Annotated in this window: 22 protein-coding genes; 12 read left to right on the forward strand and 10 right to left on the reverse strand. The window is 71.9% G+C overall.

The annotated features are described in order from the left end of the window. Positions 1–69: 69 nt before the first annotated feature. A complete protein-coding gene (locus ABZT18_RS13515) occupies positions 70–1,110 on the reverse strand; it encodes an SAM-dependent methyltransferase (RefSeq protein WP_354992525.1) in 1,041 nt (346 codons plus the stop codon). A 72-nt stretch (positions 1,111–1,182) separates the two neighbouring features. On the opposite strand from ABZT18_RS13515, the gene ABZT18_RS13520 reads away from it, so the two are divergent. Continuing rightward, positions 1,183–1,995, forward strand: a complete 813-nt coding sequence (locus ABZT18_RS13520; protein ID WP_354992526.1) for a zf-HC2 domain-containing protein — start codon at positions 1,183–1,185, stop codon at positions 1,993–1,995. Here ABZT18_RS13520 and ABZT18_RS13525 read toward each other — a convergent pair whose 3' ends face one another. Next, on the reverse strand, positions 1,996–2,661 hold the full coding sequence (locus ABZT18_RS13525; RefSeq protein WP_354992527.1) for a TetR/AcrR family transcriptional regulator: 666 nt from the start codon (positions 2,659–2,661) through the stop codon (positions 1,996–1,998). A gap of 167 nt (positions 2,662–2,828) precedes the next feature. Here ABZT18_RS13525 and ABZT18_RS13530 point away from each other — a divergent pair, with 167 nt between their 5' ends. Next, entirely contained in the window at positions 2,829–3,374 is a 546-nt protein-coding gene (locus ABZT18_RS13530) for a hypothetical protein (RefSeq protein ID WP_354992528.1), read from the forward strand. Positions 3,375–3,483: 109 nt separating this feature from the next. Here the strand turns inward: ABZT18_RS13530 and ABZT18_RS13535 are convergent, their stop codons facing one another. After that, positions 3,484–3,660, reverse strand: a complete 177-nt coding sequence (locus ABZT18_RS13535) for a hypothetical protein (RefSeq protein ID WP_354992529.1) — start codon at positions 3,658–3,660, stop codon at positions 3,484–3,486. A 282-nt stretch (positions 3,661–3,942) separates the two neighbouring features. On the opposite strand from ABZT18_RS13535, the gene ABZT18_RS13540 reads away from it, so the two are divergent. From ABZT18_RS13540 to ABZT18_RS13560, 5 genes are all read left to right on the forward strand, one after another. Beyond that, positions 3,943–5,103, forward strand: coding sequence for an acyl-CoA dehydrogenase family protein (locus ABZT18_RS13540; protein ID WP_354992530.1), 1,161 nt, complete (start codon positions 3,943–3,945; stop codon positions 5,101–5,103). Continuing rightward, positions 5,093–6,307: an acetyl-CoA C-acetyltransferase gene (locus tag ABZT18_RS13545; RefSeq protein ID WP_354992531.1), complete on the forward strand. Its 1,215-nt coding sequence runs from the start codon at positions 5,093–5,095 to the stop codon at positions 6,305–6,307. The genes ABZT18_RS13540 and ABZT18_RS13545 overlap by 11 nt, the downstream gene beginning before the upstream one ends. Positions 6,308–6,321: 14 nt before the next feature. Continuing rightward, positions 6,322–8,487 (forward strand): 3-hydroxyacyl-CoA dehydrogenase NAD-binding domain-containing protein, encoded by a 2,166-nt coding sequence (locus tag ABZT18_RS13550; RefSeq protein ID WP_354992532.1) that lies wholly within the window; start codon positions 6,322–6,324, stop codon positions 8,485–8,487. 169 nt (positions 8,488–8,656) lie between these two features. After that, entirely contained in the window at positions 8,657–9,775 is a 1,119-nt protein-coding gene (locus tag ABZT18_RS13555; protein WP_354992533.1) for a CaiB/BaiF CoA-transferase family protein, read from the forward strand. Positions 9,776–9,794: 19 nt separating this feature from the next. Continuing rightward, positions 9,795–10,070, forward strand: coding sequence for a hypothetical protein (locus ABZT18_RS13560; RefSeq protein WP_354992534.1), 276 nt, complete (start codon positions 9,795–9,797; stop codon positions 10,068–10,070). Here the strand turns inward: ABZT18_RS13560 and ABZT18_RS13565 are convergent, their stop codons facing one another. Both ABZT18_RS13565 and ABZT18_RS13570 read right to left on the reverse strand, forming a co-directional pair. After that, complete coding sequence (locus tag ABZT18_RS13565; protein WP_355251429.1) at positions 10,071–10,976, reverse strand: cytochrome c oxidase assembly protein; 906 nt, start codon at positions 10,974–10,976, stop codon at positions 10,071–10,073. Positions 10,977–11,008: 32 nt separating this feature from the next. Continuing rightward, complete coding sequence (locus tag ABZT18_RS13570; protein WP_354992536.1) at positions 11,009–11,518, reverse strand: DUF2243 domain-containing protein; 510 nt, start codon at positions 11,516–11,518, stop codon at positions 11,009–11,011. 304 nt (positions 11,519–11,822) lie between these two features. On the opposite strand from ABZT18_RS13570, the gene ABZT18_RS13575 reads away from it, so the two are divergent. The 4 genes from ABZT18_RS13575 to ABZT18_RS13590 all read left to right on the forward strand — a co-directional run bounded on the left by ABZT18_RS13575 (position 11,823) and on the right by ABZT18_RS13590 (position 15,493). Further along, positions 11,823–13,088: a DUF2786 domain-containing protein gene (locus ABZT18_RS13575; protein ID WP_354992537.1), complete on the forward strand. Its 1,266-nt coding sequence runs from the start codon at positions 11,823–11,825 to the stop codon at positions 13,086–13,088. Positions 13,089–13,234: 146 nt separating this feature from the next. Further along, on the forward strand, positions 13,235–13,591 hold the full coding sequence (locus ABZT18_RS13580) for a YciI family protein (RefSeq protein WP_354993092.1): 357 nt from the start codon (positions 13,235–13,237) through the stop codon (positions 13,589–13,591). A gap of 32 nt (positions 13,592–13,623) precedes the next feature. After that, complete coding sequence (locus ABZT18_RS13585; RefSeq protein WP_354993093.1) at positions 13,624–14,841, forward strand: DUF6596 domain-containing protein; 1,218 nt, start codon at positions 13,624–13,626, stop codon at positions 14,839–14,841. A gap of 25 nt (positions 14,842–14,866) precedes the next feature. Continuing rightward, positions 14,867–15,493, forward strand: coding sequence for a dihydrofolate reductase family protein (locus ABZT18_RS13590; RefSeq protein ID WP_354992538.1), 627 nt, complete (start codon positions 14,867–14,869; stop codon positions 15,491–15,493). On the opposite strand, the gene ABZT18_RS13595 is transcribed toward ABZT18_RS13590, so the two are convergent. Continuing rightward, positions 15,490–16,077: an XRE family transcriptional regulator gene (locus ABZT18_RS13595; RefSeq protein ID WP_354992539.1), complete on the reverse strand. Its 588-nt coding sequence runs from the start codon at positions 16,075–16,077 to the stop codon at positions 15,490–15,492. The two genes, ABZT18_RS13590 and ABZT18_RS13595, sit on opposite strands and share 4 nt — an antisense overlap. 87 nt (positions 16,078–16,164) lie before the next feature. Between ABZT18_RS13595 and ABZT18_RS13600 the strand changes: the two genes are divergently transcribed. After that, a complete protein-coding gene (locus ABZT18_RS13600; RefSeq protein ID WP_354992540.1) occupies positions 16,165–16,800 on the forward strand; it encodes a class I SAM-dependent methyltransferase in 636 nt (211 codons plus the stop codon). A gap of 57 nt (positions 16,801–16,857) precedes the next feature. Here the strand turns inward: ABZT18_RS13600 and ABZT18_RS13605 are convergent, their stop codons facing one another. From ABZT18_RS13605 to ABZT18_RS13620, 4 genes are all read right to left on the reverse strand, one after another. Further along, positions 16,858–18,321: an alpha/beta hydrolase gene (locus ABZT18_RS13605; protein ID WP_354992541.1), complete on the reverse strand. Its 1,464-nt coding sequence runs from the start codon at positions 18,319–18,321 to the stop codon at positions 16,858–16,860. Positions 18,322–18,443: 122 nt separating this feature from the next. Then, entirely contained in the window at positions 18,444–18,722 is a 279-nt protein-coding gene (locus tag ABZT18_RS13610) for a hypothetical protein (protein ID WP_354992542.1), read from the reverse strand. Continuing rightward, positions 18,719–18,991: a helix-turn-helix domain-containing protein gene (locus tag ABZT18_RS13615; RefSeq protein ID WP_354992543.1), complete on the reverse strand. Its 273-nt coding sequence runs from the start codon at positions 18,989–18,991 to the stop codon at positions 18,719–18,721. Before ABZT18_RS13615 ends, ABZT18_RS13610 begins: the two co-directional genes overlap by 4 nt. A 163-nt stretch (positions 18,992–19,154) precedes the next feature. Then, positions 19,155–19,328, reverse strand: a complete 174-nt coding sequence (locus ABZT18_RS13620) for a CsbD family protein (protein ID WP_354992544.1) — start codon at positions 19,326–19,328, stop codon at positions 19,155–19,157. Between the last annotated feature and the right edge of the window lie 79 nt (positions 19,329–19,407).

The following is a 19,407-nucleotide window of genomic DNA, read 5'->3' on the forward strand; positions in this document are numbered from 1 at the left end:
GGGGCGGGGCGGGGGGCGCGGCGCGGCGCGGGGCGGGGCGGGGCGCGGCAGGGTGGGGTGGGGTGGGGGTCAGGCTGGGCGGCGGGCTACTAGGACGTCGCGCATGATCGACTGGTCTACGCGGTGCCGCAGCGCCAGGTAGGGCTCCGCGTCGACCACGGTCAGGCCGGCGTTGGCCAGCGCAGCCGCCGCGTCGTCGCGGCTGGCGACGTGGGTGTTCCAGGAGATACCGAGCGCTCCACCGGGACGCAGCAGCCGCGCCCAGACCGGCGCGGCGTCCGCGAGCAACGCCAGCGGATCGCGGGTCAGCCCGTGCTCGGCCGTACGGCTGCCGTGCTGTACGCCGTACGGGGCATCGGCGACGATCAGGTCGACGGTCTCCGGGCGGAAGAACTCCCCCGAGCGGGTGGTGTCGGCGTTGACCACGTCCAGCAGTTGCGTCTGGCCCGCCTTCTGCTCCTCGCGGGTCGGCGCCAATTCGATCCGCACCCGGCGGCCGACCACCTTGCGCTCCCGCCGTACCGGCCCCGACTCCAGCACCCGGTGCTTGATCCGCTTCTGCTTCAGCCACGTGGTGATGAACGCCCGGTACGCCTCGACGTCCTTCTGGTCGCGCTCCACCCCGGCGGCGTCGAAGCCGTACATCAGCGCCTGGTTGAGGGTGGTGCCCCGACCGCAGAGCGGGTCGAGCACCCGGAACCGCCGGCTGGTCAGCTCACCTGCCCAGTCCGAGGCGAGCAGGGTGACGTTGAGCAGCAGCTTGGTGAACTGCTCGTTGGTCTTGCCCGGGTACTTCTGGATGGTGAGCAGGTCGTCGTCGTAGCGGTCCAGCCGGCTCCACTCGATCGGCCGCAGCAGCTCACCGACGATCTCGAACAGCGCGTACCCCGCGGAGAGGTTGCCCAGGACGGCCAGGTCCCGCTCGGTCAACCCGTCACCGGTGAAGGTGACGTAGGAGGCCCCACCGACGACCTCGGTGTCCAGCTCGCCGATCTGGCCGTCGAGCGTCGACCGCCCGAAGATCTCCAGCTCGGCCCGGGTGAGGTCGACTGCGGAGCGGGCGTACACCCGGTTGGTGGCGGGCAGGATGAGCAGGCCGTAACGCGTCATGATCCGGCGAGTATTCCACAACAGGCCACGGTCGCCGGGAACCGGAGCGACCGTCGGAGCGACTACCGGTACATGGGGTGTGAGCAGTGGCGGGAGGTCCTGTCCGCGCAGTTGGACGGGGAGGAGACCGCCGCCGAACTGACGGCGGTGCAGGGGCACCTCGACGGGTGTGCCGAATGCCGGGCCTGGTTCACGGCGGCGGCTGCGGTGACCCGTCGGGTTCGTACCCGATTGGTCACCGAGGTGCCCGACCGGACCGAGGCGATCCTGGCCGCCACCGCCGCGGCGCCGGCCCGCCGGTCGTGGTGGCGGCGCTTGGCCGGACGTGGCCGGCTGGTCGCCGGGCTGCGCGCGGCGCTCGGGTTGCTCGGCGCGGTGCAGTTGGTGCTCGGCCTGGCCCAGGTGGGCCGGGGCGCGACCGCCGATCACCTGCACCCCGCCGGCCAGCACCTGTGGCACGAGTCGGCCGCCTGGAACGTCGCGGTGGGTGCCGGCTTCCTCTTCGTGGCGGTACGCCGCAGCCCGCCCGCCGGTCTCCTGCCGATGCTCAGCGCGTTCGTGGGCACGTTGCTGCTGCTCTCGGTCAACGACCTGGCCACCGGCTCCGTGGCCGGGGAGCGCCTGGTCAGCCACGGGTTCCTGGTGGTCGGCTACCTGATCACCGTGCTGCTGTCCCGGCCCGGGTTGCGCCCCGGCGGGCCCGCGCCGCAGCGGCAGCCGGCACCGTCACGCTGGCGGTTCGGGGCCGATGAGGTGGACCGGCCGTTGCGGGTGGTCCGCTCCGAGCCGTATCCAGCGCAGGCCGCCGACCGCCACGCCGCCCCGGCGGCACGCACCGGACAGGCCGCACGTACCGGCAGGGGCGCCGACCGTCGGGCCGCCTGATCAGGAGGAGATCGGCTGAGCGGGCCCGACCGTCTCCGTCGCGACGCCGCCGGCGATGACCTGCGGGATGACCTGTTCGACGATGGTCAGCAGCGTGGTGGTGAGCAGCAGGTGCACCTGGGCGCGGGTCAGCGCGTCGCGCTGGAGCCACTCCCGGGCGGTCGACGTCGCCAGCCCGCAGTACGCCCGGACCATCCCGCGCAACTCCTCGTGGTGCTCCGCCTCGTCGGCCAGCCCGACGGCGACCAGCATCCGGTCGGCGGCGACCTCCTCGGCCTCGGCGAGGACCCGCTCCACGTCGGCGTCGCCGCCCATGCCCCGAGCGGTGACGGCGGCCAGCCAGGAGGTGCTGTGCCGGGACACCACGTCGAGGAACCAGGTGACGCTGGCATCGACCCGGGTACGCAGGTCACCCTTGGGCAGCCGTTCCAGGGCGACCTCGGGGATGGTCACCATGACCCGGACGACCTCCAGGTAGAGGTCCTTCTTGGCACCGAAGTAGTGGTTGACCAGGCCGCGAGCGACGCCAGCCTCGCGTGCGATGTCGGTGGTCGACACATCCGGGTACGGGCGCTCGCCGAACAGCCGGACCGCACAGGCCAGGATCTGCCCGCGCCGGGCGTCCGGCTCCAGACGGCGGCGGCGCGGAGCCGTCTCGACACTCATCTGCCCGACCCTAGCGGCAGCTCACGGCGTCGGCCTCGGCGTTGACGCGGCAGGCGGGGCCGTTGCGCATTTGATCGCTCATTGGCAGGCAGATGAGCGCATTGATCTTCATGGGTCTGTGACCGGGCCGAGGTCAAAGATTGACGCGGCGCTGCGATCGTCGAAGCGTGGCCGTTCAGATGCTGACGAAGATGCGACGGATCGTCGCTTCGCTGGCCGCCGCCCTGCTCGTACTGGCCGGGTTGACCTCGTGCTCACCTGCGATCAAAGGCATCACCGGCCTGACCATGGACGCCGACGGCCAGCCGCTCGCGGCTCTGGCCTGGTGCGCGGATCGGCCGCCGGACGTTGTCGTGCTCTTTGCTGAAGGCGACTCGGCCTCGCCTGCCCCGTCCGACGTGCCGACACCGTCCGCGAACTGGCCTTACTGGCCGGGACGAGAGTATGCCGTGCCACGCGACGCGACCTCGCCGGCCACCGTGCGCCTGGTGGGCTTCCCACCTGAGCCGGCCGCTGACCCGCACGCGGCTTTCCGAATGTTTGGAGTCGCCAGCAACAGCAGCTTCACCTCCCATTCGGTGACCTTCCGGCTCGCCGAACTGGCCGGCCTACAGCCCGGATCGGTCCTGACCACCGACATCGTGAACAACGACGAGGTGCGGAAAAACGTCTCCCTCGACGAATTCGCGCGTCTGGGAGCGGCCGAATGCTGAGCGGCCGGCGGAGGGGCTGACCCAGGACGGCCGCACTCTCCACCCCACCTTGATCAGTCGATGGAAAGTAGGTGTGGGGCGCGCTTATTACCTACCTTTCATCAATTGATCACTCGGCTCCGCGCCGGCGTCGGACGAAGTGTCGGCCAAGATGCCGCATGTTGGCCGTCTCGGAGTAGAGCGCCGCGTTGATCGCGCCGAGGGCGACGCCGGGCGCTCGCTGCACCCGATCGACGTCCTGGACCACCCGGCCGATCAACGTCAACCGGCATCGGAGGTCGAACAACTCCCTCCGTGCGGAGCGCAGCGCTGTCTCCAATCCCCCGACCCGCTCCGCGTCAGGTGATGGGTGAGGTCCCGGGTCCACTGGTCGGTCCGCACGAGCTGCAAGATCTGCTCGGCGTGGGCCGGACCCGCATGCGTCAGCTCATCCGCTATCCAACCTTCCCCGCGCCGCAGCGCTGCCGGGCTGCGGACGCCTGCCCTTCGCGGACGGCCCGAAAGCCTGCGCCCGGCGGCTGATCACGACTTATTGACATGCCGCCAACAGCGCGCGAGGGTGGTGCACATGTCGACGCCCGATGGTTCCTCCTCGCCCTGGCGCGAGCCGGAGCACGACGACCTGGCCGAGCTGGCCCGCACTTTCTTCACGAAGGAGGTGCTGCCGCACACCGACCGCCTGCTCGCGCAGGGGCATCCGGACCGCGAGCACTACCGGCGCGCCGGCGAGCTGGGGTTGCTCGGCCTCTCCGTCCCGGAGGAGTACGGCGGCGGTGGCGGCGGCTTCACCCACGAGGCGGTGCTGCTGCACGAGCAGGCGTACACCGGGGAGAGCAGCCTCGGGCTGGCCGTCCACAGTGGCATCGTCACCGGTTACCTGGTGGCGTACGGCAGCGAGGAGCAGAAGCGGCGTTGGCTGCCCGGCCTGTGCAGCGGTGAGTTGGTCGGCGCGATCGCGATGACCGAGCCGGACGGCGGCTCCGATCTGCAGGCGATGCGTACCCGGGCGGTCCGCGACGGTGACGACTACCTGGTCACCGGCGCGAAGACGTTCATCACCAACGGCGGCCTGGCCGATTTGATCATCGTGGCCGTGAAGACCGACCCTGAGCAGCGGGCGGCCGGCGTCTCGCTGCTGGTCTGCGAGGTGGGCGGCGACCCGGAGGGCTTCCGCCGGGGTCGACTGCTGTCCAAGATCGGGCTGCACGCCAACGACACCGCCGAGCTGTTCTTCGACGAGTTCCGGGTGCCGGCGGCCAACCTGCTCGGCGGCGCCGAGGGGCTGGGCTTCATCCAGCTCATGCAGCAGCTTCCGCAGGAACGACTGGTGATCGGGGTCGGCGCGGTCGCGGCCATGGAACGCGCTGTCGAGCTGACCGTCGCGTACGCCAAGGAGCGCACCGCCTTCGGTAAGACTCTGATGGGCCACCAGAACACCCGGATGGTGCTCGCCGAGTGCGCCACCCGCACCCGGGTCAGCCGGGTCTTCCTGGACGACTGCATCGTCCGGCACAACCGTGGTGACCTGGACGTGGCGACCGCCGCGATGGCGAAGTCGTGGCTCACCGACGGCCAGTGCGAGGTCGTCGACCGTTGCCTGCAGCTCTTCGGCGGCTACGGCTACACGACGGAATACCCGATCGCCCGGATGTACGCGGACGCCCGCGTCCAGAAGATCTACGGCGGCACCAACGAGATCATGAAGGAGCTGATCGCCCGTGCCCTCTGAGGCGTACGTCTATGACGCGGTCCGCACCCCGCGCGGACGCGGCCGGGACACCGGCGCGTTGCACGGGGTCAAGCCGATCTCCCTGGTCGTCGGTCTGATCGACGCGCTGCGTGAGCGCAACCCCGACCTGGACGTCAACCGTTTGGAAGATCTGCTGCTCGGCATCGTCACTCCGGTCGGCGAGCAGGGCGGTGATCTGGCACGGGCAGCGGCGCTGCTGGCCGGGCTGCCCGACCAGGTGGGCGGGGTGCAGCTCAATCGGTTCTGCGCCTCCGGGCTGGAAGCGGTCAACTCCGCCGCCGCCCGGATCCGTTCCGGGTGGGAGCACCTGCTGCTCGCTGGCGGGGTGGAGTCGATGTCCCGGGTGCCGATGGGCTCCGATGGCGCGGCCTGGGCCACCGACCCGCAGACCGCGCTGGCCACGTCCTTCGTGCCGCAGGGCGTCAGCGCCGACCTGATCGCCACCCTGGAGGGCTTCACCCGCGACGATGTGGACGGCTACGCGCTGCGGTCGCAGGAGCGGGCCGCCAAGGCGTGGGCCGGTGGGCACTTCTCCCGCTCGGTGGTGCCGGTCCGCGACGGCAACGGGCTGGACATCCTCACCGTGGACGAGCACCTTCGCCCGGAGACCACCCGGGAGGCGCTGGCTCGGCTCACGCCGTCCTTCGCCACGATGGGCGAGGCGGCCGGCTTCGACGCGGTCGCGTTGCAGAAGTTCCACTGGCTGGAGTCGATCGAGCACGTCCACCACGCCGGCAACTCGTCCGGCATCGTGGACGGCGCTGCGCTGGTGCTGATCGGTTCCGCGGAGGTCGGCCGGGACCTCGGCCTCACCCCGCGCGCCCGGATCGTCGGCGCGGCGGTCACCGGAGCGGACCCGACGCTGATGTTGACCGGCCCGATCCCGGCCACCCACAAGGCGCTCGCCGTCGCCGGGTTGACCCTCGACGACATCGACCTGTTCGAGATCAACGAGGCGTTCGCGGCGGTGGTGCTCAAGTACGTCCGTGACCTGGGCCTGGACCCGGACCGCGTAAACGTCAACGGCGGCGCGATCGCTCTCGGCCACCCGCTCGGCGCGACCGGAGCGATGCTGCTCGGCACGGCGTTGGACGAGTTGGAGCGCCGCGACCTGCGCCGCGCCGTGGTGACCCTCTGCATCGGCGGCGGTATGGGCGTCGCCACCGTTCTCGAGCGCTGCTGACCCGGAGGACGACCATGACCAACACCATCCGGTACGACCGCGGCGCCGACGGCATCGTCACGCTCACCCTGGACGACCCCGACCAGTCCGCCAACACCATGAACCGGGCGTACGCCGCGTCCATGAGCGCGGTGCTCGACCGGCTGGAGGCCGAGCCCGATCTCGCCGGAGTCATCGTGACCAGCGCGAAGTCCACCTTCTTCGCCGGTGGCGACCTGCCGGAGATGGTCCGGGCGACCCGCGCCGACGCGCCCGCGCTGACCGAGTTGCTCGGCACCATCAAACGGGACCTGCGCCGGCTGGAGACGCTGGGTCGGCCGGTGGTCGCCGCCGTCAACGGCTCCGCGCTCGGCGGCGGGCTGGAGATCGCGCTCGCCTGCCATCACCGGATCGCGCTGGACACGCCCGGCAGCCGACTCGGGCTGCCCGAGGTGACCCTGGGCCTGCTGCCCGGTGCGGGCGGCGTCACCCGGACCGTACGGATGCTCGGCCTGGCCGGGGCGCTGACCACGGTGCTGCTCACCGGCCGCCGGATGCGCCCGGCCGACGCCCTGGCCGCCGGGCTGGTCGACGAGGTGGTCGCCACCGAGGCAGAGCTGCTGGACCACGCGCGGGCCTGGATCGCGGCCAACCCGCACCCGAAGCAGCCGTGGGACCGGCCGGACTACCGGATGCCGGGCGGCACTCCGGCCAGCCGTTCGCTGGCCGCGCAGCTGCCCGCCTTCCCGGCCACCCTGCGCAAGCAGCTCAAGGGTGCCCGGCTGCCCGCCCCTGAGGCGATCCTGGCCACCGCCGTCGAGGGCGCGCAGGTCGACCTGGAGACCGCGTTGACCGTGGAGACCCGGTACCTGATCGGCCTGCTCACCGGGCAGGTCGCCAAGAACATGATCGGTGCGTTCTTCTTCGACCTGAAGGCGGTCAACGGCGGCGCGGCCCGTCCGTCCGGCGTGGACGCCCCACCGGTACGCCGGGTGGCGGTGCTCGGCGCCGGCATGATGGGCGCGGGCATCGCGTACGCCTGCGCCAGCGCCGGCATCGACGTGGTGGTCAAGGACGTCACGCCGGAGGCCGCCGGTCGAGCGCGGAACCACGTGGAGCGGTTGCTGGCCCGCAAGGTGCGTAAGGGTCGCGCGACGGAAGCCGACGCCCGAGCTGTCCTGGGCCGGATCACCACCACCGACCAGGTGGACGCGCTGGCCGGCTGCGACGCGGTGATCGAGGCGGTCTTCGAGGACCCGGAACTCAAGCGGACGGTGTTCGCCGAGGTGCTGCCGGTGCTGGCACCGGACGCCCTGCTCGCCTCCAACACCTCCACCCTGCCGATCACCGGGCTGGCCGCCGGGGTGGACCGACCGGCCGACTTCATCGGCATGCACTTCTTCTCCCCGGTGGACCGGATGCCGCTGCTGGAGATCGTGGTCGGCGAACGGACCAGCGACGTGGCCCTCGCGCGGGCGTTCGACCTGGGCCGCCGAATCGGCAAGACCCCGATCGTGGTCAACGACGGCCGGGGCTTCTTCACCAGCCGGGTGATCGGCCGGTTCATCGACGAGGCGGTCGGCATGGTCGCCGAGGGTGTACCAGCCGCGTCGGTGGAGCAGGCCGCCCTTCAGGCCGGCTACCCGACCGGGCCGCTGGCGCTGGCCGACGAGGTGAGCCTCACCCTGATCCAGCGGATCCGCCGCCAGTTCGAGGCCGCCAGCGACGAATTCCTGCCGCTGCCGGCACACCGGCTCGTCGACGAGCTGGTCGACGCGTACGACCGGTCGGGGCGCACGGCCGGGCGCGGCTTCTACTCCTACGACGACGGCACCCGGGGCCGGTTGTGGACCGGTCTCGCCGACCTGACCACCGACGCCGGCCGGGGCGTGCCGTTCACCGACCTGCAGGAGCGCATGCTCTTCGCGGAGGCGCTCGACGCGCTGCGCTGCCTCGACGAGGGCGTGCTGCGGACCGAGACCGACGCCAACATCGGCTCGATCTTCGGCATCGGCTTCCCCGCCTGGACGGGAGGGGTGATCCGCTACGTCCGGCAGTACGCGGGCGGCCCGGCCGGCTTCGCGGCCCGTGCCATCGAGCTGGCCGACCGCTACGGCGACCGGTTCACGCCTCCAGCCGACCTGATCGATCGGCTCGCCACGTCCGCCGCCCGGTCCGCCGATGCGACGGCCGCCGCATGACAACCGCCAGCGGTCGATCCGAGCGGGTCGCCGACCGCGCTGTGGGGGCCGACAGCATGATCGTGCTCGATCAAGGATCTAGTGGCATTGGATGGCTTCGCACACCACTACATCCTGGATCGAGCGCGATCGTGGCCGGGAACAGCGAGGCCACTCCGGTGAGCGCCGCGTGACGGCGTCCGGCGGGCCGTTGGCCGGGCTGCGGGTGGTCGAGCTGGCCAGCCTCGCCCCGGCACCGTTCGGTTGCATGGTGCTCGCGGACCTCGGCGCGGACGTGGTGCGGGTGGACCGGCCGGGCGGCCCGGGTGCGGGACGGCTGGCCGCGCCGACCGGCGGGCCGTTGCAGCGCGGCCGGCGGGTCACCGCGCTGGACCTGAAATCCCCGGCCGGGGTGGCGGACCTGCTGCGCCTGGCCGAGCGGGCGGACGTGCTGGTCGAGGCGTACCGGCCGGGGGTGGCGGAGCGGCTCGGCTTCGGGCCCGAGGTCTGCCAGGCCCGCAACCCCCGCCTGGTGTACGCGCGGATGACCGGCTGGGGTCAGGACGGCCCACTGGCGGCCCGGGCCGGGCACGACATCGACTACATCGCGGTGGCCGGGGCGTTGGAGCCACTGGGTCGGGCCGGGGAGCGCCCCTACGCGCCGATGAACCTGCTCGGCGACTTCGGCGGAGGCGGCATGCTGCTCGCCGTCGGCGTGCTGGCCGCACTGCTCGAACGGGAACGCTCCGGCATCGGCCAGGTGGTCGACGCGGCGATGGTGGACGGCTCGGCGCTGCTCACCTCATTCCTGCACGGGCTGCTCGGCACCGGCCTGTGGGCCGCGCCGCGCGGGCGCAACATGTTCGACGGCGGGGCACCGTTCTACGACACGTACCGCACCGCCGACGGCGGATTCGTGGCTGTCGGCGCGATGGAACCGGCCTTCTACGCCGTACTGCTCACCGGCCTCGACCTCGCCGACGACCCGGACCTGCCCGCCCAGTACGACCCGAGCGGCTGGGACGAACTGCGCCGTCGGTTCACCGAGCGGTTCGCCGAACGGACCCGGGACGAGTGGACGGAGGTCTTCGCCGACCTGGACGCCTGCGTCGCGCCGGTGCTCGCCCCCGGCGAGGCGCACCAGCACCCGCACAACGCGGCCCGGGACACTTTCGTCGAGGTGGGCGGCGAGATCCAGCCAGCCCCGGCGCCCCGCTTCGACCGGACTCCGACGGCCCGGCCGGCCCCGGCACCGGACCCGGAGCGGGACGTCCTACCCGTCGAGGAGATCCTCACCGCCTGGCAGTGACACAAGAGGACGGACAAGCATGGGTACGGACAGGTGGAAGGGCCAGGTCAACGGAATCCTCTACGGGATCCAGTTCGACCAGACGCTCGACGAAACAGTGGTGACCCGGGTAGCCGACGGGGTAACTGGCGGCCTCTACCCGGGCGACCGACCCGAGACGCTGAGGGCGCTGGATCAGGCACTCCACCACCCAGGCCCCCTGAACGACCAGATCGGAACCCACCACAGCGAGCAAAGCATCCGAACCTTCCTCACCCAGCTCCGCACCGTCCTGACCACCCCACCTCCGAGTTGATCAAGAGGTTTGCGTCAGAGAACCGTCCTTTGGTGATGCGAACCTCTTGATCAACCGAGGAGGGCGGGCGTGGGTGGGGCGGGCGCGGAAGGGGCGGCGGTACCAGGTGGCGAAGAGGGCAACGGCGAGCAGCAGCTCGGCGATGTCGCCGCCGTAGTACATGAGTTGGGCGGCCGACTGGAATGCCGCCGGGTCTCGGTCGGTGAGCCCGGGCGGGAGCGTCTCGGCTTGCGCGTACAGGTACTTGGCCAGCACGGCGTGGCCGGCCGCCGCGCCGATCAGCGCCCCGACCCGTACCGCCAGCCCGGGGCGTCGCGGCGCCGGGTCCGGGCCGGCCAGCGACCAGGCGAAGAGGTACCCGGCGGCCAGGTAGTGCACATGCAGCGCGTGGTGCAGGGCGGGTTGGCGTTCCGCCGCCGCGTACAGCGGGGTGAGCAGCACCAGCGCCAACCCACCCGCGCTGAGCAGCGCGGCGGTGACCGGGTGGGCGATCAGGTGCAGCGGGCGGGCGCGCAGCAGCCGGCCCACCGCCCGGCGTACCGACGGCGGGGCGACCCGCAGCAGCAGCGTCACCGGGGCGCCGAGCACCAGCCCGAGCGGGGCCAGCATGCCCAGCAGCAGATGCTGCGCCATGTGCCCGCGCGGGTCGTCCGGGAGTTGACCCAGCGGCCCGACAGCGACCGCCAGCAGGGCGCAGCCGGCCAGCCAGGCGGCGGTACGACGGTGGTCCCAGCCCCGCGGGTCGCGTACGGCGGCCAGCAGGTAGCCGCCCGCCAGCAACACGACCGGGAGCAGCGGCAACCAGCCCGGCCCATCCGCCACGTGCCCGCCGTGCGCCAGAGTTGGTGGCACGGCCCAACCCGACCCGTCCGCCACGTGCCCGCCCTGCTCGAACGCCGACGGCACGGACCAGCCCGATAGGCCGGGAGCGAGCGCCATCACCGGGGGCCGTCGTCCGGCCGGCGGGTACGGGTCGGGGTCCGGGTCCGCGCCCACCACACCACGGCGGCGCCGGCCAGCAGCAGGACCGCGCCGGCCACGTTCCACACCACGTCGTACGGCACCAGATGTACGCCGTAGCGGATCTGGTGCACCCGGAGCACCTTGTGGTCGATCAACCCGTCGAAGAGCTGGAACCCTCCGGCGCCGAGCAGGAAAACACCCCAGGCCAGCCGGGCCGACAGGGCGCGCCTCCGGCGCAGGTCGGCGAACCAGAAGAAGCCGCCGACCAGGGCGATCACCTCGGCGGCGTGCAGCAGCCCGTCCGAGAGCAGCGCCACCGCCGGAGTGGACCGGTCGTAGAAGTGGTGCCAGGCCAGCAGCTGATGGAAGACGATCTCGTCCACCGCAGCCATGATCGCGACGCCGATCAGGACGCCGACGAGCGTCGAGGAACGGCCGTCCGGCACGTCAACGGTGCGCCCCCTCGGCACGCTGGCACCGACCACCACACACCTCGCATCCACCCAGGTGGGGACCGAACTACCCCAAACTGCCTGAGTCATGCCGCCGAAGCCATCACGGCGGCCCCCCGTGCCAAGGTCAACACGAGATCGGCGACATCGGGGCTTCCAGCCGGGTGGATACCCCAACTTCCGGGACCTGGTGTTGATCATCTGCCGTCCACGCCTGGGTCGCCAGGCGGGCAGCAACATCCCCGTTTCGCGCCTTCGGCACCACTCGCGGCATGATCATGGAGCTGGGGCGGGCCGGAAAGCCTCGCCGGCAGCGGAACCCGAGAAGGAGGTGCCTGTGCCGGACGCGGACGAACTCGTCGCCAACGCGCTCGCGGCGGTGCGCGGCACCGACGTACGGCAAGCCGAACGGCAGCTGGACCAACTGATGGTCGGCACCGGCGCGGCGGACGGCACCACGGCGGTGGACGCCGCGCTGCTGCGCCGCCTGGTCCGCGGCCTGGGGCAGCTCTGGCGGCGCGGCTGGCAGCCGGTCGACCTGGACCGGATCACCAGCCGGCGGCTCGACGCCCGCTCGGCCCGGTTGGTCCGCGACGCGATGGCCGCCCAGCGGCGCGAGCAGGCCGAGCCGGTGCCGGCCTGGTGGGACGAGCAGCTGCAGGAGCTGGCCCCCGAGGTGCGATGGGACGACGACCGGGGCGTGCTGGCTGCCTGGTCCGCTCGTGTGGGGCTGGACCGGCCCGACGCGCTCCGCGCGGCCGTGGACACCCTCGCGCTGGTGGAGAGCCTGCCGCCGATCGCGGTGCTGCGCCCGCCACCCGGGTCGAGCGGCGCGGCGACGGCCCGGCAACCGGGTACGGGTCGCAGCGGGTCGCCGATGCTGGACCGGGTACGGGCGCTGCTGGCCAAGGCCGAGTCGACGACCTTCCCGGCCGAGGCGGAGGCGCTGACCGGTAAGGCGCAGGAGCTGATCGCCCGGCACAGCATCGACGAGGCGCTGCTGGCTGCCGGGTCGGAGCGCGGCGACCTGCCCGGCGGGGTGCGGCTGAGCACCGACGCCCCGTACGCGGGCGCGAAGGCGCTGCTGGTGCAGGAGGTGGCGGCGGCGAACCGGTGCGAGGCGGTCTGGTCCGACGATCTCGGCTTCGCCACCGTGCTGGGTTGGCCGGCCGATCTGGTGGCGGTGGAGCTGCTCTACACCTCGCTGCTGGTCCAGGCCACTGCGGCGATGCTTCGGGGGCGCGCCGAGCGCCGGCCGGGGTCGGGGCGACGGACGAAGGTCTGGGACGAGTCCTTCCTCAACGCGTTCGCGCTGCGAATCGGCGAGCGGCTGCGCGCGGCCACCGAGGCGGCAACCGACGCGGCGGACCGGGCGGCGGCCGAGACGGCCGGGTCGGAGCGCCTGTTGCCGGTGCTCGCCGCGCGGGGCGAGGCGGTCCGGGAGCGACTGGACACGCTCTTCCCCGGCGTTACCCGGCACCGGCTCAGCGTCCGGGACTCCGAGGGTTGGTCGTCCGGCACCTCGGCCGCCGACCGCGCGTCACTGGACGTCAGCGGCGGACGAAAGCCCCGACAGGTCCCGGGTCGACCCGATCCGCGCTGAGCCGCCCGGCGTGGGACCGCCACCGCCGGGACTTTCTGCGATTTTCTTCGGTACGCGGTAGGGAACGGGGTGACGGCTCCGACCCTCCGGTGAGTCGCGCCCCGACCGGGGTGCGACCAGGACCTGAGGAGCATCGCGTGAAGTACATGCTGCTGATCTGGAACCGGCCCGGCTTCACCGAGGAGCTTTCCGAGCAGGACCGCACCACTCTGTTCGGCGAGGTCGACGAGATCATGAAGGAGTTGACCGAGACCGGCGAGTTGGTCGGCGGCCAGGCGTTGGCCAACCCGTCGCAGACGTTGACGGTCCGGGACGTGAACGGCAACACCGAGGTCATCGACGGGCCGTTCATGGAGAGCAAGGAGCAGTTCGCCGGCTACCTGACCGTCGACTGCGACAGCCCGCAGCGGGCCGCCGAGATCGCTGCCCGTTGGCCGGACGTACGTCACGGGGGTGCGATGGAGGTCCGCCCGATCATGGACGAGGCCGGGACGGAGATGTGACCGACGACCGGACGGTCGAGGATCTGCTGCGCATGCTCGCGCCGCAGGTCCTCGGCCTGCTGGTCCGCCGGCACGGCCAGTTCGACCGCTGCGAGGACGCGGTCCAGGAGGCACTGCTCGCCGCAGCGACGCAGTGGCCCGGGCAGGGCGTACCGGACAATCCCCGCGCCTGGCTGCTCACCGTGGCCACCCGCCGACTCACTGACGAGTGGCGCAGCGAGAGCGCTCGCCGGGACCGCGAGGTGGCGGTGGCGCTGCGCGAGCCGGCGTACGCCGCAGTGGCGCCGGCGGCCGACGCGGAGCCTGCGGCGGCGGACACCGACGACACGCTCACCCTGCTGTTCCTCTGCTGCCACCCGGCGCTGACCGGATCGGCGCAGGTGACCCTCACCCTGCGCGCGGTCGGCGGTCTCAGCACCGCCCAGATCGCCCGGGCGCACCTGGTGCCGGAGGCGACGATGAGCCAGCGGATCCGCCGGGCCAAGCAGCGGATCGAGGCCGCTGGGGCCCGGTTCACCCTGCCCGGGCCGGGTGAGCGGGCCGAGCGGCTGCAAACGGTGCTCCGCGTGCTCTACCTGATCTTCAACGAGGGGTACACCGCGTCCAGTGGCCCGGATTTGCACCGGGCCGAGCTGACCGGCGAGGCGATCCGGCTGGCCCGCATCCTGCACGGGCTGCTGCCCGACGACGGTGAGGTCGCCGGGTTGCTGGCGCTGATGCTGCTCACCGACGCGCACCGGGCGGCCCGGCTCGGCCCGGATGGGGAGTTGGTGCCGCTAGCCGAGCAGGACCGCACCCGGTGGGACGCGGCCGCCATCGCGGAGGGGATCGCGCTGATCACCGAGGCGCTGACCTGGTCGCCACCCGGCCCGTACCAGCTCCAGGCGGCTATCGCCGCGGTGCACGCCGAGGCGCCGACGGCGGCGGAGACGGACTGGCGGCAGATCGTCGCGCTCTACCGACTGCTGGGCCGGATCACACCGAACCCGATGGTCACCCTCAACCAGTCGGTGGCGGTGGCCATGGTGGACGGTCCACGGGCCGGGCTCGCCCTGCTCACACCGCTGGACGCCGACGAGCGCACCGCCGGGCACCATCGGCTCACCGCCGTCCGAGCCCACCTGCTGGAGCTGGCCGGGGAGGCCGGTGCGGCGCGGGAGGCGTACCTGACGGCGGCGCGCGGCACCACGAGTCTGCCCGAGCAGCGATACCTGGAATTGAAAGCCGCCCGGCTGGCGGCGCGACGATGAGGGACGGAGTCGAAGAGACATGGGCATGGCGAGCAGTCAGCTGTCGATCTCACTGGACGGGTACGTGGCGGGGCCGGAGCAGAGTCGGCAGGACCCCCTGGGCCGGGGAGGCCTGCGGTTGCATGAGTGGGTCTTCGGCCTGGACACCTGGCGGGCGCAGCACGGGATGACCGGCGGCGACCGTGGTGTCGACGCGGATGTCGTCGAGGACATGACCCGCGACATCGGCGCGTACGTCATGGGTCGGCGGATGTTCGGCGGCGGCGACGGCGACTGGGACGAGACCTGGCAAGGCTGGTGGGGCGACGATCCGCCGTTCCGTACCCCGGTGTTCGTGCTCAGCCACCACCCCCGAACGCCGCTGGTGATGCGGGGCGGCACCGAGTTCCGATTCGTCACCGACGGGATCGAGTCGGCGCTGCGGCAGGCACGAGAGGCCGCGGGCGACCGGCGGGTGTCGATCGCCGGCGGGGCGAGCACTGTGCGGCAGTACCTGGCCGCCGGGCTGATCGACACCCTCCAGCTGCACCTGGTGCCGATCGTGCTCGGGGGCGGCGAGCGGCTCTTCGACGGCATCGCGCCGCGCTTGGAGCAGACCGCGGTGGTGGCCGGGCCGACCGTGACGCACCTGAGCTACCGCGTCCTCCGCTAATCGAGTTTCGGTGCGGCGCGGACGTGCGCGCGTTCGCCCTGTTTGCCGATCAGGCTGAGGAACTCGACGGGACCGGAGCCGGTGGCCCCGAACCAGTGTGGGGTGCGGGTGTCGAACTCCGCGGCTTCCCCAACGTTGAGGATGAGATTGTGCTCGCCGAGGACGAGACGCAACGTGCCGTTGAGGACGAAGACCCAGTCGTAGCCCTCGTGGGTGCGCAGGTCGGGTACGCGATCGTCAGAGCCGGCAGGGAGGACGAACTTGTAGGCCTGGATCCCCCCGGGTCTGCGGGTCAGGGGCAGGACGGTCGATCCGTCGCTGTTGGTGATGGGGCGCAGGTTAATACGGGGGTCCCCGGTTGGTGGCGCGCCAACGAGCTCGTCGAGCGTCACGCCGTGGACACGAGCGAGCGGGAGGAGTTGCTCGAGTGTGGGGCGTCGCAGGCCGGCTTCAAGCCTGGACAGCGTGCTGGCGGAGATCCCGGTTTCCCCGGCGAGGTCGGTGAGCGTGATGTCGCGGCGGAGGCGAAGCTGCTTCAGCCTCGGCCCGACAGCGTCGAGCGTGCGGTCCGGTTTCTCGGCCATGCCCACCATTTTGCCATTTGGCAAGAAGCTTTGCGTATCGCTCTCGTGCCGGTCACAGTCGTTCCTGACACGCGAAGGAGCAGCCAGATGACCGAGCAGCACGAATTCGACAAGGACTACTGGGAGCGGCACTGGCAGCAGGCGCACCGCGACAGGCCCGGGGCCGGTGGTACCCCGCACCCGTATCTCGCCCAGGAAGCCAGCAGCCTGCTGCCGGGCACGGTATTGGATGCCGGGTGCGGCACCGGCGCGGAGGCCATCTGGCTCGCCTCCCACGGCTGGCAGGTCACCGCGGTCGACATCGCGTCCGACGCCCTCGCTGTCGCCGCCGAGCGCGCGACGAACAGCGCGGTGTCCGAGCGCGTGCGATGGGTGGAAGCGGACCTGACGGTCTGGGACCCCGGTGTGCGGTTCGATCTGGTCACGACCCACTACGCGCACCCCGCGATGCCGCAACTGGCCTTCTACGACCGCATCTCCGCGTGGGTGGCGCCCGGCGGCACACTCCTGATCGTCGGGCATCTGCACACCTCGGGAGCGCACGGGCACGGGCACCACCCTCCCGCCGAGGCATCGGTCACCCTCGCGGACATCAACGCGGGCCTGGACAGCACCACCTGGGAGATCACCACCGCGGAGGAGCACCACCGCACGGTGACCGGCCCCGGGGGGCAGGACAACCTGCTGCACGACGTCGTCGTACGCGCCACACGACGCCCCTGAGCACACCGCCGCCGGCCGCCGGGTGGATCTGACCACCCGACGGCCGACGGCGCGCGGTCACACGTCGGGGTCGATGGCCGGGCAGGTGACGCCCCGGGCCGGCACCACCTGATCGATCAGGTACGAGTCGACGGCTCGCCCCACGCACGGGCTGGTGGTGTAGCTCCCGTGCCCCCACCCCTGGTAGGTGAGCAGCACGCCGTGCCTGCCCAACTGCCGCGCCACGCTCGTCGCCCAGTTGTACCCGCTCGCCGGGTCGTGCACGGTGGCGGCGATCAGCAGCGGCACGTCGCTGCGGACCCGCAGCCGGTGCTGCGGGTTGGCGACCGGCGTCGGAGTGCCCAGGCAGGTGACGAGGGCGAACAGGGCGGGCGGGTAGCGCAGGTCCGGCGCGAGCCGGACCGTCCGACGCAGGTGTCCGGCGTACTCCCGGTAGTCGCGGACGGACAGGCTCCAGTCCTGGCAGAAGACCGCGAACGGGTACGGAGCCACGGCGTCGACGGTCGACTCGGCATCGGCCGAGAGTGCCGTGGTCGACGAGGTGGAGGCGTCCATCTTGCCGAGCCACTCTGCCAGCCCCGGCCACCGCCAGGTGTCGTAGAGCTTCTTGTGGGCGAGCCGGCTCAGCTCGAACGGGGCGAGTGCCGCCCCGGCCCGGTCCGGGTCGGTCAGCGTGCCGCGCTCGGCCCGGGTGTGCAGGCCGGCCCAGATCGCGCGGACATCCCGATCATGCAGGACGCAGTCGGCGGAGCGGGCACACCAGGCCAGGAACTCGTCGAACGCGCCCTCCGCGGTGACGGCCTGGGTGTCGAGGAAGGCGCGAGTGCCGAGGCTGTGGTCCACGGCGGCCTCCAGCACCACGGCCCGAACCCGGTCGGGGTACAGCTCCGCGTACCGCTCGCCGAGCAGGGTGCCGTACGAGCTGCCGTGGAAGGTCAGCTTTCGCTCGCCGAGCGCGGCACGGACCGCGTCGAGGTCACGGGCGGCACTGGTCGTGTCCACGTGGTCGTAGAGCGGCCCGGTGCGGGCCCGACAGTCGGCCCGCAGCAGAGCGTTGCCGGCCAGTGTGGCGTCGAACTGAGCCTGGTCGGCGATCAGCTGCGGCTGCTGGGCGAGCAGGTCCCGCGCGCAGATCACCGGATGGCTTCCACCGGTGCCGCGCGGGTCGAAGCTGACGATGTCGAACCGGCGGCGCAGATCGTCGCTGAACCGGGAACTGCCGGTCACCACCCGGTCGACCCCGCTGTCGCCCGGCCCGCCGGGGCCGAACACCAGCGACCCCTTCCGGGCACTGGAGTCGGTGGCGACCCGGCGAGCCAACACCAGGTCGAAGCGCTCCCCCCGGGGTCGGTTCCAGTCGACCGGCAGCGACAGGGTTCCGCACTCGGCGGTGGCGTCGTCGGGGCAGGGTTGCCAGTCGATGGCGGTTCGCGCGGCGGCCGGGCTCGCCGGGGTCAGCCCGGCGGCCGTGAGGGCCAGGGCGACTGCCCAGCCGACGGCGGATTTGCGTATGCGCAGCATGGGGTGCTGTCCTCTCCGTGAAGGAGCGTTACCGGTGAAACTCGCCCGCTGGGCGAGGTGATGCTGCTTCCACCCGGGCCGTCGAGTAGCCGCTCGACGGCCCGGGACCTTTCGTCGACAGGTCAGTCGACCTCGCTCAGGACGCGTTCGAGCGTGGTCATCCGGGTCTCCATCCCGCCCAGCCGGCCGTTCATCGCCGCGAGCAGTCGGGCGTTCTCCGCCTGGGCCTGAGCGGCCGTCTCGGCGAGCCGGCGGTAGTCGTCCGCGCGGGCCGATTCGAGCCGCGCCCGCCGGGTCTTGGCGAGCTGGACGACGGTCACCGTGAACACGCTGATCAGCAGGGCGAAGATGCCGATCGCGCCGACCACCTCGGTCCAGTCGTGCTCGCTCATTCCGGTCATCGTGCCGCTCCTGGCTGTGCGGCCGCGTTGGGCACGGTCAGCGTCTCGGCCGCCGCCGCGATGATCTCGGGGGTGAGTGTGGGCACGAACGGCTCCACCTCGTAGTAGTTCATGGTCTTCCCGTCCTCCGACAACTCCAGGCTGGCGGTGACCAGCCCGGCCGCCGCCAGCTTCCGTAGGTGGACCTGCAACAGCGCTCGGCTGAGGCCCAACTGCCGGGCCAGCACCCGGACCAGGGCGTCGCCGCTCGGCGGTGGAGCACTGCCCATAACCAGCCCTTGCGCATGCAAATGGAAGTTAGCAGGCAAGGGTGCGCAGCGGTGAAAGCGACGGCGGAATCAGGGGTTTCTCAGGGTCACGGTCAGGGGCCGGACACACAGCACGCCGGGCCGGTGATTGATCACCGGCCCGGCGTGCGGGTTACGTCGTACGTCAGCTCTTGAAGGCGTCCTTGATCTTCTCGCCCGCCTGCTTGAGCTTGGCTCCGGCCTGGTCGTTGCGACCCTCGGCCTCAAGCCGCTCGTTGTCGGTGGCCCGACCGGCGCCTTCCTTCAGCTTGCCGGCCGCGTCCTCGCTGGCATTGTTGATCTTGTCGTCGATACCCATGTGCCAACCTCCATTGCGAGCGTCGCTACGCCATCAGCAGTACCCCGGGCATCCTCGGTCCAACCATTTCGGCCAGAAC

It is taken from the genome of Micromonospora sp. NPDC005291, assembly GCF_040607415.1.
Lineage (GTDB): Bacteria > Actinomycetota > Actinomycetes > Mycobacteriales > Micromonosporaceae > Micromonospora.

What these genes read in the sequence shown, in the direction of transcription:
- ABZT18_RS13560 (WP_354992534.1), top strand. Translation starts at nt 9,795, where the DNA reads ATGGGTACGGACAGGTGGAAGGGCCAGGTCAACGGAATCCTCTACGGG.
- ABZT18_RS13600 (WP_354992540.1), top strand. Translation starts at nt 16,165, where the DNA reads ATGACCGAGCAGCACGAATTCGACAAGGACTACTGGGAGCGGCACTGG.
- ABZT18_RS13520 (WP_354992526.1), top strand. Translation starts at nt 1,183, where the DNA reads ATGGGGTGTGAGCAGTGGCGGGAGGTCCTGTCCGCGCAGTTGGACGGG.
- ABZT18_RS13550 (WP_354992532.1), top strand. Translation starts at nt 6,322, where the DNA reads ATGACCAACACCATCCGGTACGACCGCGGCGCCGACGGCATCGTCACG.
- ABZT18_RS13615 (WP_354992543.1), bottom strand. Translation starts at nt 18,991, where the DNA reads ATGGGCAGTGCTCCACCGCCGAGCGGCGACGCCCTGGTCCGGGTGCTG.
- ABZT18_RS13620 (WP_354992544.1), bottom strand. Translation starts at nt 19,328, where the DNA reads ATGGGTATCGACGACAAGATCAACAATGCCAGCGAGGACGCGGCCGGC.
- ABZT18_RS13540 (WP_354992530.1), top strand. Translation starts at nt 3,943, where the DNA reads ATGTCGACGCCCGATGGTTCCTCCTCGCCCTGGCGCGAGCCGGAGCAC.
- ABZT18_RS13590 (WP_354992538.1), top strand. Translation starts at nt 14,867, where the DNA reads ATGGCGAGCAGTCAGCTGTCGATCTCACTGGACGGGTACGTGGCGGGG.
- ABZT18_RS13525 (WP_354992527.1), bottom strand. Translation starts at nt 2,661, where the DNA reads ATGAGTGTCGAGACGGCTCCGCGCCGCCGCCGTCTGGAGCCGGACGCC.
- ABZT18_RS13585 (WP_354993093.1), top strand. Translation starts at nt 13,624, where the DNA reads ATGCTCGCGCCGCAGGTCCTCGGCCTGCTGGTCCGCCGGCACGGCCAG.
- ABZT18_RS13515 (WP_354992525.1), bottom strand. Translation starts at nt 1,110, where the DNA reads ATGACGCGTTACGGCCTGCTCATCCTGCCCGCCACCAACCGGGTGTAC.
- ABZT18_RS13610 (WP_354992542.1), bottom strand. Translation starts at nt 18,722, where the DNA reads ATGACCGGAATGAGCGAGCACGACTGGACCGAGGTGGTCGGCGCGATC.
- ABZT18_RS13605 (WP_354992541.1), bottom strand. Translation starts at nt 18,321, where the DNA reads ATGCTGCGCATACGCAAATCCGCCGTCGGCTGGGCAGTCGCCCTGGCC.
- ABZT18_RS13580 (WP_354993092.1), top strand. Translation starts at nt 13,235, where the DNA reads ATGCTGCTGATCTGGAACCGGCCCGGCTTCACCGAGGAGCTTTCCGAG.
- ABZT18_RS13595 (WP_354992539.1), bottom strand. Translation starts at nt 16,077, where the DNA reads ATGGCCGAGAAACCGGACCGCACGCTCGACGCTGTCGGGCCGAGGCTG.